The organism is Microbacterium sp. AB, assembly GCF_032878875.1.
GTDB lineage: Bacteria > Actinomycetota > Actinomycetes > Actinomycetales > Microbacteriaceae > Microbacterium > Microbacterium betulae.
Genome location: NZ_CP118157.1, coordinates 3536567 through 3551238, shown reverse-complemented (window position 1 = coordinate 3551238; position 14672 = coordinate 3536567). Strand labels below are relative to the sequence as shown.

Here is a 14672-nt window from a genome sequence, read left to right as displayed (position 1 = left end):
CCCGATCGTCTCTCAGCGCCCGACGACGCCCAGCTCGTAGGCGAGGATGACGAGCTGCACGCGATCGCGCGCGCCCAGCTTCTGCAGCAGGCGGCCGATGTGGGTCTTCACGGTCGAGGGGGAGAGGAAGAACCTCTCGGCGAGCTCGTCGTTCGTGAGGCCCTCGGCGATCGCGGCGAAGACCTCCCGCTCACGCGGCGTGAGGGCGTCGAGATCCACGTGCTCGCGCGCCGCCGGGGTCGCGGGCATGGCGAACAGCTCGAGCATCCGCCGCGTGACGCTCGGGGCGAGGACGGCGTCCCCCGCGTGGACGGCGCGGATCGCGGCGAGCAGGTCGGCGGGCTGGGCGTCCTTCAGCAGGAACCCGCTCGCGCCCGCCCGCAGGGCGGCGAACGCGTACTCGTCGAGGTCGAAGGTCGTGAGCATGAGGATGCGGGGGAGCGGCGAGCGCTCCGTGATGCGCCCGGTCGCGGCGATGCCGTCGACCCCCGGCATCCGGACGTCCATGAGCATGACGTCGACCTCCTCGCTCTGCGCGAGCGCGACCGCGGCGGCGCCGTCGTCCGCCTCGCCGACGACCTCGACGTCGGTCTGGGCGTCGAGCACCATGCGCAGGCCCAGGCGCACGAGCTGCTGGTCGTCGGCGATGGCGACGCGGATGGACGGGCTGTCCGTCACGATGATCCCTCCTTCAGCACGGTGCGCAGCCGCCATCCGCCCGCCGGGGTCGGGCCCGCCTCGACGGCCCCGTCGTGCAGCGCCGCCCGTTCGCGGACGCCGATGAGCCCGCTCCCGCGGCCGGAGGGCGCGGTGCCGGGGCGGGCGGGCGGATCGTTGACGACCTCGACCACGACGGCTCCCTCGTCGTGCCGGACGATCGCCTCGACCCGCCGGGCCCCGGGCGCGTGGCGCAGCGCGTTGGTGAGTCCCTCCTGCACGATGCGGAAGGTCGTGAGCTGGAGCGCGCGGTCCTCCACCGGCGGTCCGCTCCGGGTGAGCCGCACGGGCAGACCCGTCTCCCGGAACCGGGCGACGAGCGCGTCGAGGTCGGCGCCGCCGGGCTGCGGCGCGAGGTCGGGAGACTGGTCGCGCGCGCGCAGCACGCCGAGGAGCCGCCGCATCTCGGCGAGCGAGGCGCGACCGGTCTCGGCGACCGTGCGCATGACGTCGGGCGCGCGCGGGTTCCCGGCCTCCGCCTGCGCGGCGGCGCCCTCCGACAGCGTCACCATGACGGTGAGGCTGTGCGAGACGATGTCGTGCATCTCGCGCGCGATGCGGGCGCGCTCGTCGGCGACGGCGAGCCGGGCGCGCTGATCGCGCTCGCGCGCGAGGTCGGAGGCGCGCGCGATGATCGCGGCGACGTAGCGGCGCCGGTTGCCGACGGAGATCCCGAGCAGCGTCGGAACGAGGAACACGATGGCGTTCGGGACCGCTGCCGTGACGGGGGCGGGGGAGTCGCCCGTCGCCCAGATGCTCACCTGGGCGACCGACGACAGCTGCAGGACGACCAGCGTGACCGCCGAGGCGACGCCGTACCCGATCCATGTCCGTCGCGGAGTGCGGTACACCCCGAGCGAGTACAGCGCGATGAACACCGCGACGGCGCCGCCGAAGTTGAACGGATCCGGGAGCGCGGAGAGCACGGCGCACACGACGGCGCTCACGAACGGCATCCGCCGCCTCACCATGAGCGCCGCCCCGCCGGCCACGAGCGCTGTCACCACCCCGGCCGTGCTCCAGCCGTCGAGCACGAGGTCGCTCGCCGGCAGGCTGGCCGCGATGAGGGTGGCCGCTCCGGGAAGCACCTGGCTGACGAGCACGAGACCGGCGTCGACCGTGCGCGGGTGCGCGTCGAACCAGCGGCGGACGGCCCCGGGCGGGCGGGGGAGCGCGAGCTCCGCCGCCGATGCCGGGTCGTGCTCGGTCATGTCGTCCTTCTGCACGGCACAGTGCAGGAGATCTGCGTCCCCCTCCGGGCAGGAAGCGCGTTCCCGGCCGGATCCCGCGCGGGATTCCTGCGTTCTGCTCGCCTCACGCGTCCGACCCTACGCGGGCGGCCCGCACCCCGCGAGGGATGCGGGCCGACGCGCGGATCCTCGGTCATACGTCGCGTCGGCGCACCACGGCCATGCCCGCGACGAGTGCGGCCGCCGGCCAGGCGAAGGTCAGCGCGATGTCGCGGACGACCGTGCCGTCGACGCTCTCGTGCACCGTGTAGAGCGCGGAGCCCGTCTGCCCCATGAGCAGCTCGGCGACGTGGAGCGCCCACTCGAAGGGGAGGGACAGGAACACCGTCGGAAGGATGAGCAGGAAGACGAGGACGAGGCTCACCGCCCACGTCTCCGAGCGCAGCAGCGCCGCGACGCCGAGCCCCAGGACGGCGGACAGCGCGACGAGCACGGCGGCACCGAGCACGGGGATCGCGATCTGCGTCAGCGGGGAGTCGAACGCGACGGGGAAGTCGAACGCCGTGTAGACGATCGCGACGCCGATCGCCGAGACGACGAAGACGAGGGCGGCCCACACCGCGGTCACGAGCCCGACGACGGTCGCCTTCGCGCCGAGCACGCCGACCCGGCGCGGAGCCGCGGCGAGCTGCGTCCGCAGCGAGCCGGTCGAGTGCTCCTTGGCGAAGGCGCCCACGCCGATGAGCACGGCGACGATCTGCACGATGACGACGCCGTTCAGCGCCATGTCCATGAGGGGCGGCGCGACCTCGACGGGGAGCGGCTCCTCCGCCCGCTGCGTCGCAAAGCCCCAGATGACGGAGAACCCGACGGCGGCCAGGATGGCGAAGAGGGCGCCGAGCACGAGGGAGACGACGTTGCCGCGCAGGCTCCAGAGGCTCACCCACTCGGCGTGCACGAGGTGCGGGAATGTGATGCGGGCGTCCGCGACCGAGACGGCGCGGCGGGGAGAGGCGGTGAGAGAGGTCATGGGGTTCCTCCGGGTCAGGCCGCGATGGCGGCGGGGTCGCTGCGGTACTCGACGGCGTCGCCCGTGAGGGCGAGGTAGGCGTCTTCGAGGGAGCCGCGCAGGGGCACGAGCTCGTGCACGTCGATGTCGGCGCCGACCGCGACGCGCACGATGCGCGAGGCCGCGACGCCCTCGACCTCGAGCGTGTCGCCGTCGGCGTGGGCGATCGAGACGCCCTCCGCGGCGAGGAGGATGGCGAGCTCGCGGGCGTCCGAGGCGCGCACGCGCGTCCGCTCGCGGTCGCCGCCGCCGAGGAGGTCGCCCACGGGGGCGTCCGCGAGGATGCGGCCCCTGCCGAGGACGATGATGTGGTCGGCGGTCTGCGCCATCTCGCTCATGAGGTGCGAGGAGAGGAAGATCGCGCGTCCCTCGGCGGCGAGCGAGCGGACGAAGCCGCGCACCCAGTGCACGCCCTCCGGGTCGAGGCCGTTGACCGGCTCGTCGAGGATGAGCGTGTGCGGGTCGCCGAGCATGGTCGCCGCGATGCCGAGGCGCTGGTGCATCCCGAGGGAGAAGCCCCCGACGCGGCGGCGGGCGACGCTCGTGATGCCCGTGAGCTCCATCACCTCGTCGACGCGGGCGCGTCCGATGCCGTGCGTGGCCGCGAGGAGACGCAGGTGCGACTCCGCGGTCCGCCCCGGATGGACGCCCTTGGCGTCGAGCAGGGCGCCGATCTCGGTGATCGGCGCGCCGTGCCGTGCGAACGGGAGGCCGTTCACCGTCACCGACCCCGTGTCCGGCCGGTCGAGCCCGACGACCATGCGCATCGTCGTCGACTTGCCGGCGCCGTTGGGGCCGAGGAAGCCGGTGACCTGACCGGGACGCACCTCGAACGAGATGCCGTCGACGGCCGTGTGGGCGCCGAAGCGCTTCGTGAGGTTCTCTGCGGTGATCATGCCCTCGACGCTACGGATCCGGTCGGCCGGCCGCGTCGGAGCGGAGACGGATGTTCGGCGCCCCGCGTCATACCGCGGTACTACGTCGCGCGGCAGGCGCGGTGCCGGGAGGCGTCCGTGTCGGCGTCGGCTGAGCCCGACGCACTCCCCGGTGACGTCCCGCCGTCGTCCGTCGGTGCCGTTGTGCCGGTATGGCCGCCCGATGGCGGCGCTTCCGCACCAACGAACGACACGGTGCCGGACAGCGCTGGACGCCGCTCACTCCACCCGGCTGTAGCCGTAGAGGTCGTCCTGGGCCCCGTTGATCCACACCTCGTCTCCGCGGTCCGGATCGGGGACACGGACGGTCCGTCCGTACGACTCGTCGATGACGGCGGGGTCGAAGCCGGCGTCGCGCAGGCGCGCCGCGAGCGCGTCGAGGTCGCCCGGCGCGAGGAAGGAGAGCCCGATCAGGGGCTCGTCGCCGTGATGGAGCGCCACGAGGCCGCCGCCGCCGGCGACCAGCTCGACCCATCCGCCGCGGTCCGAGACGATCCGCGGACGCAGGCCCAGGGCTTCCAGGATGCGGTGCGGCTCGTCGAGATCGGGCTGGAACCAGATCGGCAGCACGGCGAGCTCGCCGGGACGGGTGACGCGCCCGCCGGCGGAGACGGTGACCGCGATGCCCGATGCCGCGCGCACCGTGAGGATCTCGCCGACGCCGTCCAGGGCGCCGCGCGAGACGTCGAAGCCCGACGCCGCCCGCTCCGCGGCGTCGAGGTCGTCGACGAGCAGGTGGACGTCCACCTGCCCCGCAGGGTGCTCCCCGCTCGCGTGATGGATGGCGAGGACGCCGTCGCCGTCGAACTCGGCCCACTCGGGGGTCGGCTCAGACGGCGGCGTCAGGCCCAGGGCGCCGGCGAGACGATGCCACTCCGTCGTCTTCGCGGTGAAGAGGATCTGCTGGATCGTGACGGTCATGTTCTCCTCGTCTCACGTCTCTGCGGAGCTCCGTGGTCCCAGATAGGACAGCAGGGCGTCCTCGACCAGCTTCGACAACGACTTGCCCTCGTCGATCGCGCGATGCTTGATCGCCCGGACCAGATCGGGCGGGACGTAGACGTTGAGCTGCTGCTTCTCTGTCATGCAAGGATGCTAGCAAACAAGCCGGTGCAGGAGCAAGAGCGGTTCCGTCGGCGCCTACGTCGTCAGCCAGATGACGTCGTGCGCGCCGTCGGGCAGGGCGACCTCGACTCCGCCCACGCTCACCCCGCCGTCGGTGACCGTCGCCTCGATCCCGACGTCGATGCCGGCGCCCTCGATCTCGCGCAGCAGCTCGGGATCGCGGTCGCGGACGCGCAGGACCCGTCCGACGTGCCCCTCCGGCGCATCCGCGAGCAGCACGAAGGGCTCGCGCGCGACCCGTCCGTCCGCATCCGGGATCTTGTCGCCGTGCGGGTCGAACGACGGGCGGCCCAGGTGCTCGTCGATCCGCTCCAGCAGCCGATCGCTGATGGTGTGCTCGAGCACCTCGGCCTCGTCGTGCACCTCGTGCCAGCCGTAGCCCATCTCCCGCACGAGCCAGGTCTCGATGAGGCGGTGGCGGCGGATGATGCCGACGGCGCGGCGCTCGCCCTCGTCGGTCAGGCGGACGGCGCCGTACGGGACGTGCGAGACGAGACCGGCTGCCGCGAGCTTCTTCACCATCTCGGTCACGCTCGACGGCGCGACGCCCAGCTTGCCGGCGAGCACCGACGGGGTGATGGGATCGTCCTGCCACTCGGTGTGCGAGTACACCGTCTTCAGGTAGTCGTCCGCCGCAGGTGAAGCCACGGCTCCAGCCTACGGCCGGCGGATCGTGCGCCGAAGGCCTCGGCGAGGCCGCGTGCACAAGGGCGTCTCTCCGAGGTTTCTCTCCACAGGATCGTGACGGCCGGCGTCCGGGTCCGCGAGGGCTGACAAAGTCGAAGGAGCTGCGCAGAATAGGAGGCATGCAGATGTCCGAACCTCAGATCTGGGTGTTCCTGGGGGTGTTCAGCACGTTCGCGTTCGCGACCCTCGGCGTCATCTCCTCGAACTTCACGCGCGTGCTGCGGGCCGAGACCGGGACGCTGCGGGCGGAGATCGGCGGGCTCCGCAGCGAGATGAACGCGGAGATCGGCGGGCTCCGCGCCGAGATGCGGGCGGAGATCGGCGGTCTCCGGAACGAGATGAACGCCCGGTTCGCCGCGGTCGACTCCCGCTTCGACGCGACGAACACGAAGATCGATCATCTCGACGCCGACGTGGCCGCTCTGACGCGTCGCGTCATGGGCGAGCATGACTGAGCGGACGTCGCCACGGGCGCGCCGGGATACCCTCGTCCGGTGACCCCAGCCGAGCCGGAACCGAGCCGAGAGGCGTCGACGCATGGCGTCGGGCCCTGGCCGGGGGAGTGGCCCGAGGGCGACCACTACGACCGCGAGCTGCTCGCGAACGGCGATTCGCGCAACGTCGTCGACCGCTACCGGTACTGGCGGATGGAGGCGATCGTCGCCGACCTCGACACCAGGCGTCATCCGTTCCACGTCGCGATCGAGAACTGGCAGCACGACATGAACATCGGATCGATCGTGCGCAGCGCCAACGCGTTCCTCGCCGACACCGTGCACATCATCGGGCGCAAGCGCTGGAACCGGCGCGGCGCGATGGTGACCGACCGCTACCAGCACGTCGTGCACCATCCGGATGTCGCCTCGTTCGCCGCGTGGGCGGAGGCCGAGGGGCTTCCGATCATCGCCGTGGACAACGTGGGCGAGGCCGTCCCGGTCGACCGGGCCGAGCTGCCCGAGCGCTGCGTCCTGCTGTTCGGCCAGGAGGGGCCGGGCCTCAGCGAGGAGGCGCTCGCCGCGGCGTCGGGCCGCATCGAGATCACGCAGTACGGATCGACGAGGTCGATCAACGCCTCCGCAGCCGGTGCGATCGTCATGTACGAGTGGGTCCGCCGGCACGCGTGAGAACGGCCGTCCCCTACGCCCGCTGCTCCATCCACGCCCTGCCGCGGATGCGCGCGCCGAGGGTGACGGCCCGCGCGAGCATGTAGACGCCGTAGTAGGCGGCGGCGAGCCAGGCGAGGGCGCCGGGGCCGGTCGGCGCGAGCTGCGCGAGGAGGACGAGGACCGGCAGGAACGGCAGGAGGTTGAGGCCGCCCGCGAGCGCGAGATAGCGGGCGTCGTTCGCGCCCATGAGCACGCCGTCGAGCACGAACACGAACGCGCCCAGCGGCTGCGACAGCGCGAGGACGAGCAGAGCGGGCTGGACGAACGCCGCCACGGCGGCGTCGCCCGTGAAGACGAGCCCGACGACCCCCGAGAGCGCGGCGACGACGACGCCGAACGCGACGCCGCACCAGACGCCCCACAGGGCGGTGCGTCCGAGCACGGCGCGCACCTGGCGCGGGTCGCCCTCCCCGAGCGCCTTGCCGATGAGCGCCTGGGCCGCGATCGCGAGCGCGTCGAGCGCGAAGGCGGCGGTGTTGAAGATCGTGAACACGACCTGCCAGCCTGCGAGCTCGTCCGTGCCGAGGGACGTCGCGACCCACACCGTGCCGAGCGTCGCGACCCGCAGGCTCACGGTGCGGAGGAACAGCCATCCGCCCGACCGGGCGGATCCGCGCACGCCCTCGCGCTGCGGCCGCACGGAGGCACGATGGCGGCGGGCGAGCCGTCCGATCACGACGACGTAGGCCGCGACCATCCCCCACTGCACGACGACCGTGCCGATCGCGGACCCCGCGACGCCCCATCCGAGGCCGTAGATGAGGAGGCCGTTGAGGAGCGCGTTGGCCGTGAAGCCGACGCCCGCGATCCACAGCGGGATGACGGTGTCCTGCAGCCCGCGCAGCAGGCCCGTCGCGGCGAAGACGACGAGCATGGCGGGAAGACCCCACATCGAGATGCCGAGATAGGCCTCGGCGTGCGCCGCGACGGCGTCGGTCGGGGAGAAGGCGGCCACGAGCAGCGGAGTGGCGAGGATCCCCGCGACGGCGAGCACGGCGCCGATCCCGAGCGCGAGCCACATGCTGTCGATGCCGACGGAGACCGCGCCCCGGGTGTTCCCGCGGCCGAACCTGCGGGCGACGGCGGGCGTCGTCGAGTAGGCCAGGAACACCATGAGCCCGACGACCGTGGTGAGGACGGCCGAGGCGATGCCGAGCCCTGCGAGCTCCTCCACGCCGAGATGCCCGATCATGGCGGCGTCGATCGCGAGGAAGACCGGCTCGGCGACGAGCGACCCCAGCGCCGGCACCGCCAGCCGCAGGATGTCGCGGTTCAGCGTGCGGCGATCGGTCACCGTCCGAGCCTAGGGCGGCCCGGCGACATCCGACGGCCGGGTGTGCGCGTCAGGACGCGGTGAAGGAGGCTCCCACGACGCGGAGGGCGTCCAGCACCACGCGCACGGCGCGGCGCTCCGCCCGGTCGGGGCGGCACATCGCGCGGATGTGGCGCCCCGTGGGGATGCCCGCGAGCGGCCGCATCGCGATCCCGCCCGTCGTGGGGGTCGTGAAGCGCGGCAGGACCGCGAGGGAGTCTCCGGAGGCGACGAGCGTCTCGATGAGGCGGTTGTCGCGCAGCCGCTGCCGGATGTCGAGGGGCGATCCGGTCGCATCCTCGATCGCCATCCGCACGGTGTCGAACGGATAGCCCGGCGGGACGGCGATCCACGGCCACGGCGCGACGTCGTGCGCCGTCACCTCGTCGAGGGCGGTCAGCGGGTGCGTCGCGGACATCGCGATGTCGAGGGGCTCGCGTGCCAGCGGCACCGTCGTGACCCGGTCGGAGACGGGCGTCGCGCGGGAGAGGCTGTGTCCGATGACGATGTCGTGATCGGCGACGAACGGGGGGAAGTCGTCCTCGGCGATGTCGACGTCGGCGAGCTCGAGCTCGATCGGCAGGTCCGCGAGTCGCTCGAGGACGCCGGGGAGCAGGAAGGAGGCGGCGCTCGGCAGGGTCGCGATCGTGACGACGCCGCGCGGCTCGTCGCGGAACTCCTGCCACCGCGACTCGGCGACGGTCACGGCGCGCGCGAGGTCCCGGCCGCACGACGCGAGCAGCCTCCCGGCCTCTGTCAGGCGCACGCCGCGGCCGGCGGGCTCCACGAGCGAGGCGCCGAACGCTCTCTCGGCGCTGCGGAGCTGCTGCGACACGGCGGATGCCGTCCGGTGCGTCGCGAGGGCCACGGCCGCGAGGCTGCCGCGCTCGTCGAGCTCGCGCAGCAGATCGAGGTGGCGCACGTCCATGTAGGAAGGCTAATCGGTCGATCAAGGATTATTCGTTTGTGCTTCCCGGTCGAAGCGCGGATGCTCGGAGCATGGGCCCGGACGGAATGAGCGCGCGCGACCGCCTCCTCGCGGTCGCGGTCGCGGCGGCGTGGGGCCTGAACTTCGTGGCGATCGACGCCTCCCTCGGGCACTTCCCTCCGTTCTTCCTCGTGGCGCTGCGGTTCGCGCTGCTCGCGATCCCGACGATCCTCTTCGTGCCGCGCCCGAGGGTCCGTCTGCGCTGGCTCATCGGGTACGGGCTCGGGTTCGGCACGTTCCAGTTCCTCTTCCTCTACGCGGGGATGGTGGCGGGGATGCCCGCGGGCCTCGCCTCGCTCGTCCTGCAGTCGTCCGCCCCGTTCACGGTCCTGCTGGGCGCGCTGTTCTTCCGGGAGCGGATGTCCCCGGCGCGGATCGCCGGCCTCGTCGTCGCGTGCGCGGGACTCGCGATGGTCGGAGCCCCGCGTGCGGGCGACGGCGCGAGCCTCCTCCCCTTCCTCCTCGTGCTGGCGGGCGGCCTGAGCTGGGCGGTGGGGAACGTCGCCACCGCCCAGGCGCACGCCGACGACCCGCTCCGGCTGACGCTGTGGATGTCGGTCGTCCCGCCGCTTCCGATGCTCGCCCTCTCGCTCGTCGTCGAGGGGCCCGACGCGATCGCGGGCTCGCTGACCTCGTGGCAGGAGCCGACGGCGGCGCCGGCCCTGCTCGGGCTCGCGTACACGGTGCTCGTGGGGACGGTGGGCGGCTCGGGCGTGTGGTCGTGGCTCATGACGCGTCACGGATCGAGCGCGGTGGCCCCCTTCTCGCTCCTCGTCCCCGTGGTGGGGATCGCCGCGGCATGGATCCTGCTCGGGCAGGCCGTCACGCCTCTCGACCTCGCGGGGGCCGCCGTGGTCATGGCGGGCGTGTACCTGGCGACGCGCGCGCCGGCGCGGGGAGGGGCGCGCACGGACCCCGTCGTCGCGCCGGGGTGACGCTGAGCGCCTTCCCTGCTCCCCGTCGGCGGCCGTGCCTACGATGGGTGCATGACGGCTGCTCCCCTGACCTCCGGTATCGCACTCGACGAGCTCAGCAAGGAGATCCGCCCGCAGGACGACCTGTACCGCCACGTCAACGGCGGCTGGATCGAGCGCACCGCCATCCCCGGCGACAAGGCGCGATGGGGGTCGTTCCACCAGCTCGCCGAGCAGGCCGAGAAGGACGTCCGCGCGATCGTCGAGGAGGCGCAGCGCGCGGAGCCGGGCACCGACGCGCGCAAGGTCGGCGACCTCTTCGCGAGCTTCATGGACACGGCGCGCGTCGAGGCGCTCGCCACCGCCCCGCTCGTCGCCCTGCTCGAGCGCGTGGAGGCCGTCTCCGACGTCGCCTCGCTCCTGCGGACGGCGGGCGAGTTCGATCGCGAGGGCCTCGGCTCGCCCATCGGCGTCTTCGCCGAGCCCGACCCGGGCGACCCGACGCGCTATGTGCCCTTCCTCGTGCAGTCGGGCATCTCGCTGCCGGACGAGAGCTACTTCCGCCTGGAGGGCTTCGCGGGCACGCGTGCCGCCTTCCGCCGGCACGTCGAGCGCCTTCTCGCCCTGGCCGGGGTCGCGGGGGCCGCGGCGCAGGCGGAGCGCGTGTTCGTCCTGCAGGCCGACATCGCCGCGCACCACTGGGACAAGGTGCGCAGCCGCGACGCCCTCGCGACGTACAACCTCAAGACGTGGGACGAGATCCAGCAGCTCGCCGGGGTCGACCTGACGCCGTGGCGCGACGCGGTCGTGCCGGGCCGGCCGGAGGCGCTCGCGGAGGCCGTCGTGGCACAGCCCTCCGCGCTCGAAGGGCTCGGGTCTCTGCTCGTCGCCGAGCGTCTCGAGGACTGGAAGGCGTGGCTGCTCTTCCAGGTCGTCCACGCGCTCGCGCCGTACCTGCCCGACGCGTTCGTCGATGAGAACTTCGCGTTCTACGGCACCGAGCTCACGGGCGTGCCGACCCTCCGCGAGCGCTGGAAGCGCGGCGTCGCGCTCGCCGAGGGCGCCCTGGGCGACGCGATCGGCCGCGTCTACGTCGAGCGCCACTTCCCCCCGGCGGCGAAGACGGCGATGGACGAGCTCGTCGCGAACGTCGTCGAGGCCTACCGGCAGAGCATCTCGCAGCTGGCGTGGATGAGCCCCGTCACGCGCGAGAAGGCTCTCGCCAAGCTCGACGCCTTCACGCCGAAGATCGGCTACCCGGTGAGATGGCGCACGTACGAGGCGCTCGAGATCGTCGAGGACGACCTCGTGGGCAACGTGCGCCGTGCGAGCATCGCCGAGCACGACCGGCAGCTCGGCAAGATCGGGCAGCCGATCGACCGCGACGAGTGGTTCATGTCGCCCATGACGGTCAACGCGTACTACAACCCGCTCATGAACGAGATCGTCTTCCCGGCCGCCATCTTGCAGTACCCCTTCTTCGACGCCGAGCGCGATCCCGCGGCGAACTACGGCGGGATCGGCGGCGTCATCGGCCATGAGATCGGCCACGGCTTCGACGACCAGGGCAGCCGCTACGACGGCACCGGCGCGCTCAGCGACTGGTGGACAGAGGACGATCGCGCGGCCTTCGAGCAGCGCACGCGCTCGCTCATCGATCAGTACGACGCCCTCGTCCCGCGAGGGCTCGAGTCGTCGCACACCGTCAACGGCGCGCTCACGATCGGCGAGAACATCGGCGACCTGGGCGGTCTCGGCATCGCGCTCAAGGCGTACGAGCTGTCGCTCGGCGGAGAGGAGTCGCCCGTCGTGGACGGTCTCACGGGGGTGCAGCGGCTGCTGCTGTCGTGGGCTCAGGTCTGGCAGCAGAAGTCGCGCGAGGCCGAGACGCTCCGCCTCCTGACGATCGACCCGCACTCGCCGAACGAGTTCCGCTGCAATCAGATCGTGCGCAACGTCGACGCCTTCTACGAGGCCTTCGGCGTCACGCCGGACGACGCCCTGTGGCTCCCCGAAGACGAGCGCGTGACGATCTGGTGAGAGTCTGCCGAGGGCAGACGGCCCCCGGTGATAATGGAAGGACGTGTGCGCGACGGCACGCGGGACAACTGAATATCCGACACAGCACCCCGGATGTGGAACCTTTGGGAAGGAACTCCGTGGCTACCGAGCCTCAGAAGGAAGCTGTGTCGCTGCGGGGGACGCGACGCAGCGGAAGACGCCCGAGACGGCGTGCCATCCTCAGACCGACCTTCGCCTCGACGCTGCGCGCGCTCGAGGGGCTGGTCGCGGCGGATGGCCGTGTCGCGGTGCATGTCGCGGACCTCGACCGCGGGACGGTGCTGCTCGGAGGCGATGACCACGTCACGATGCCCGTCGGCGGCGTCGGAACGGTGCCCCTGCTCGTCGAGGCCGCGGCGCAGTTCGAGGAGGGCACGCTCGACCCGTACGAGGTCGTCGCCCGCGATCCGCTCGACCCCCTGCGCGTGTCGGGCGTGTGGCGTCACCTCCAGGCGCGTGAGCTGCCGCTCATCGACGTCGCCGTGCTGACGGCGACGAGCGACGACGCGCTCGCCGCGAACGCGCTCCTCGAACGGGTGGGGCACGAGCGCGTGTCGCGCCGCTACGTCTCGCTCGGGATGCCGCGCTCGGCGCTCCTCGACCACTTCCGCGACCGGCGCGGGCCGGACGACGCACCGCATGTCGCGCTCGGCACGGCGCGCGAGTTCGCGGTGCTCTTCGCCGACATCGTCTCGGGCAAGGCCGCCGGCGCGACCGTGAGCGCGCAGGTCGCCGAGTGGCTCACCCTCAACCACGACCTCAGCCTCGTGGGCAGCGCCACGGGACTCGCGCCGTTCGCGCACGACGACGACGGACACGGCCTGCTCTTCCTCAACAAGACGGGTCGCGACCGGGACGTCCGTGCGGAGGCCGGCGTGCTGGCCGGCGCGCGCGGCGGGGTCGCCTACGCCCTCTTCGTCGAGTTCGACGACGCGAGCATCCTGCACCGCGACCGCGCCCACGAGGCGTTCCGCGTCCTCGGCCGCGAGCTCATGGAGTACGCGGCCTGAGGCGGCTGCGCGTGCAGGCGCGCCGCACGCGGCACGGTCCGCGCGCCGACAGCCGGCGCCGGGGCTCGGCCGTCATCCCCAGAACCCGAGGGCGAACTCGGCGACGACGGCCGACAGCAGGAACGACGCCGTGATCGCGACGAGGCCGACCGGGACGATCTTCCACCCGATGTTCCGCAGCAGCGGCAGGTCCTTGCCGAGCGAGAGGCCCGCGAGGGTCAGCATGACCGTCGCGATCGAGAGGAAGTCCACCGCGGCGACGGCCTCCGCGAGCGCGTCGCCGGCGAAGAACCACGGGCTCGACACGTAGGCGCCGATCGTCGTGATCCACACGATGGCCGAGACCCTGCCCCGGGTGAGCCTCGCCAGCAGCGAGCCGAGCAGCACCAGCGCGAGCATGATGGCGTAGCCCGCCACGATCCGCCCGTCGAACGCCTTCGCGGCGACGAACGCGGTGCCCAGTCCGAGGACGGTGAGGATGCCGAGGGAAAGCCAGAGAGGCAGCCTCACCTCCGCGGAGGAGGCGGCGACGGCCTCGCGGAACCGACGGTTCTCCTCGGTCCCGGCCGGAGCGGCCTCCGTCGAGGGGGCGCCGGCTCCGACGGGGACGGCGGCGGGCGTCGCCCTCTCCCGCCTCCGCGTGAGGAGCCGGTAGAAGCGGTCGGCGAGCGGCAGCGAGAGGTAGATCCCGACGTAGACGCCGAGCACGGTCGTGATGAGGTTCGACACCGCGGCCATGGCGAGGATGGCCTCCTCGTCGGCCGGGTAGGCGGCCACGATGCTCGCCGCCGAGGCGGCCATCATGGAGCCCGAGCCGACCCCGGCCCCCATCGCGAGGGCGAGCGGATCGAAGATCTTCCAGTTGGCCACGAGCGACGTCAGCAGGGTGATGTACACCGCGCCGAACATCGTCCCGAAGACGTACATCGCCAGCACCCCTCGGTACTGGTCGGAGTCGGGGCCGTACTTTTCGGACACCATCGCGAACGACGGCTCGCGGTCGAGCGAGAACGTCGCTCCGACCGTCGCCCCGCCCATGCGCAGCAGCACGGCGAGCGGGAGCGCCAGCGCGACCGTGCCCAGCAGATGACCGACCTCCTGGAGGAGGAGCGCGGGGCCCGCCTGGAGGAGGACGGGAAGGCTCGGCCCGATGTTGAAGGCGAGACGAGCGACGAGCAGCATGACCGAGACGCCGACGAGCGCCGCCGCGACCTTCTGCAGGTCGAGTCCCAGCGGCGTGAGCCTCTGCACCGAGACGAGCAGGCCCGCCAGGAGGCCCCACACCATGGGGAAGATCACGATGGCGCCGATCCCGATGTCGATCTGGGCGCTTCCGATGAACTGGACGACGAGGGTGATGACGAGCGCGAGCAGGGCGATGGGCCATGCCTCCCTCGTCCCCGCCGTCGTGACGGGGCGTGCGGTCGTGCGGGTCATGAGGGCGTGCTCTCTTCCTGGACGGTGGCGGGATGCCGGTGTGCGGAGCCGACGGATCGCG

The 14672-nt window shown here is 72.5% G+C and carries 15 protein-coding genes; 5 read left to right on the top strand and 10 right to left on the bottom strand.

Annotated features, from left to right (window positions below; genetic code table 11):
* Nucleotides 1-12 precede the first annotated feature (12 nt).
* The 7 genes from N8K70_RS16695 to N8K70_RS16665 all read right to left on the bottom strand — a co-directional run bounded on the left by N8K70_RS16695 (nt 13) and on the right by N8K70_RS16665 (nt 5684).
* Nucleotides 13-678 (bottom strand): response regulator transcription factor, encoded by a 666-nt coding sequence (locus N8K70_RS16695; protein WP_317139482.1) that lies wholly within the window; start codon nt 676-678, stop codon nt 13-15.
* Nucleotides 675-1928, bottom strand: coding sequence for a sensor histidine kinase (locus N8K70_RS16690; protein ID WP_317139481.1), 1254 nt, complete (start codon nt 1926-1928; stop codon nt 675-677). The genes N8K70_RS16695 and N8K70_RS16690 overlap by 4 nt, the downstream gene beginning before the upstream one ends.
* Before the next feature lie 172 nt (nt 1929-2100).
* Nucleotides 2101-2937: a hypothetical protein gene (locus tag N8K70_RS16685; protein WP_317139480.1), complete on the bottom strand. Its 837-nt coding sequence runs from the start codon at nt 2935-2937 to the stop codon at nt 2101-2103.
* 14 nt (nt 2938-2951) lie between these two features.
* Nucleotides 2952-3872 carry an ABC transporter ATP-binding protein gene (locus N8K70_RS16680; protein WP_317139479.1) on the bottom strand — a complete coding sequence of 307 codons (921 nt, stop codon included), beginning with the start codon at nt 3870-3872 and terminating at the stop codon, nt 2952-2954.
* A gap of 258 nt (nt 3873-4130) precedes the next feature.
* Nucleotides 4131-4832 carry a hypothetical protein gene (locus N8K70_RS16675; RefSeq protein ID WP_317139478.1) on the bottom strand — a complete coding sequence of 234 codons (702 nt, stop codon included), beginning with the start codon at nt 4830-4832 and terminating at the stop codon, nt 4131-4133.
* Nucleotides 4833-4844: 12 nt separating this feature from the next.
* Entirely contained in the window at nt 4845-4997 is a 153-nt protein-coding gene (locus N8K70_RS16670; RefSeq protein ID WP_317139477.1) for a ribbon-helix-helix domain-containing protein, read from the bottom strand.
* Nucleotides 4998-5051: 54 nt separating this feature from the next.
* On the bottom strand, nt 5052-5684 hold the full coding sequence (locus tag N8K70_RS16665; protein WP_317139476.1) for a metal-dependent transcriptional regulator: 633 nt from the start codon (nt 5682-5684) through the stop codon (nt 5052-5054).
* 164 nt (nt 5685-5848) lie between these two features.
* On the opposite strand from N8K70_RS16665, the gene N8K70_RS16660 reads away from it, so the two are divergent.
* Nucleotides 5849-6178, top strand: coding sequence for a coiled-coil domain-containing protein (locus N8K70_RS16660; RefSeq protein ID WP_317139475.1), 330 nt, complete (start codon nt 5849-5851; stop codon nt 6176-6178).
* A gap of 39 nt (nt 6179-6217) precedes the next feature.
* Nucleotides 6218-6847: a TrmH family RNA methyltransferase gene (locus N8K70_RS16655; protein ID WP_317139474.1), complete on the top strand. Its 630-nt coding sequence runs from the start codon at nt 6218-6220 to the stop codon at nt 6845-6847.
* A gap of 13 nt (nt 6848-6860) precedes the next feature.
* On the opposite strand, the gene N8K70_RS16650 is transcribed toward N8K70_RS16655, so the two are convergent.
* Both N8K70_RS16650 and N8K70_RS16645 read right to left on the bottom strand, forming a co-directional pair.
* Nucleotides 6861-8183, bottom strand: coding sequence for an MATE family efflux transporter (locus N8K70_RS16650; RefSeq protein ID WP_317139473.1), 1323 nt, complete (start codon nt 8181-8183; stop codon nt 6861-6863).
* Nucleotides 8184-8232: 49 nt separating this feature from the next.
* Nucleotides 8233-9129, bottom strand: a complete 897-nt coding sequence (locus N8K70_RS16645; protein WP_317139472.1) for a LysR family transcriptional regulator — start codon at nt 9127-9129, stop codon at nt 8233-8235.
* An 86-nt stretch (nt 9130-9215) separates the two neighbouring features.
* On the opposite strand from N8K70_RS16645, the gene N8K70_RS16640 reads away from it, so the two are divergent.
* From N8K70_RS16640 to N8K70_RS16630, 3 genes are all read left to right on the top strand, one after another.
* Complete coding sequence (locus N8K70_RS16640; protein ID WP_449406852.1) at nt 9216-10124, top strand: EamA family transporter; 909 nt, start codon at nt 9216-9218, stop codon at nt 10122-10124.
* Between the two features lie 51 nt (nt 10125-10175).
* Nucleotides 10176-12143, top strand: coding sequence for a M13 family metallopeptidase (locus N8K70_RS16635; protein ID WP_317139470.1), 1968 nt, complete (start codon nt 10176-10178; stop codon nt 12141-12143).
* 119 nt (nt 12144-12262) lie between these two features.
* The gene (locus N8K70_RS16630) at nt 12263-13174 is read left to right on the top strand and encodes a serine hydrolase (RefSeq protein WP_317139469.1); all 912 of its coding nucleotides are present in this window, start codon (nt 12263-12265) and stop codon (nt 13172-13174) included.
* A gap of 72 nt (nt 13175-13246) precedes the next feature.
* Here the strand turns inward: N8K70_RS16630 and N8K70_RS16625 are convergent, their stop codons facing one another.
* Nucleotides 13247-14611 carry a DUF3100 domain-containing protein gene (locus N8K70_RS16625; RefSeq protein WP_317139468.1) on the bottom strand — a complete coding sequence of 455 codons (1365 nt, stop codon included), beginning with the start codon at nt 14609-14611 and terminating at the stop codon, nt 13247-13249.
* Between the last annotated feature and the right edge of the window lie 61 nt (nt 14612-14672).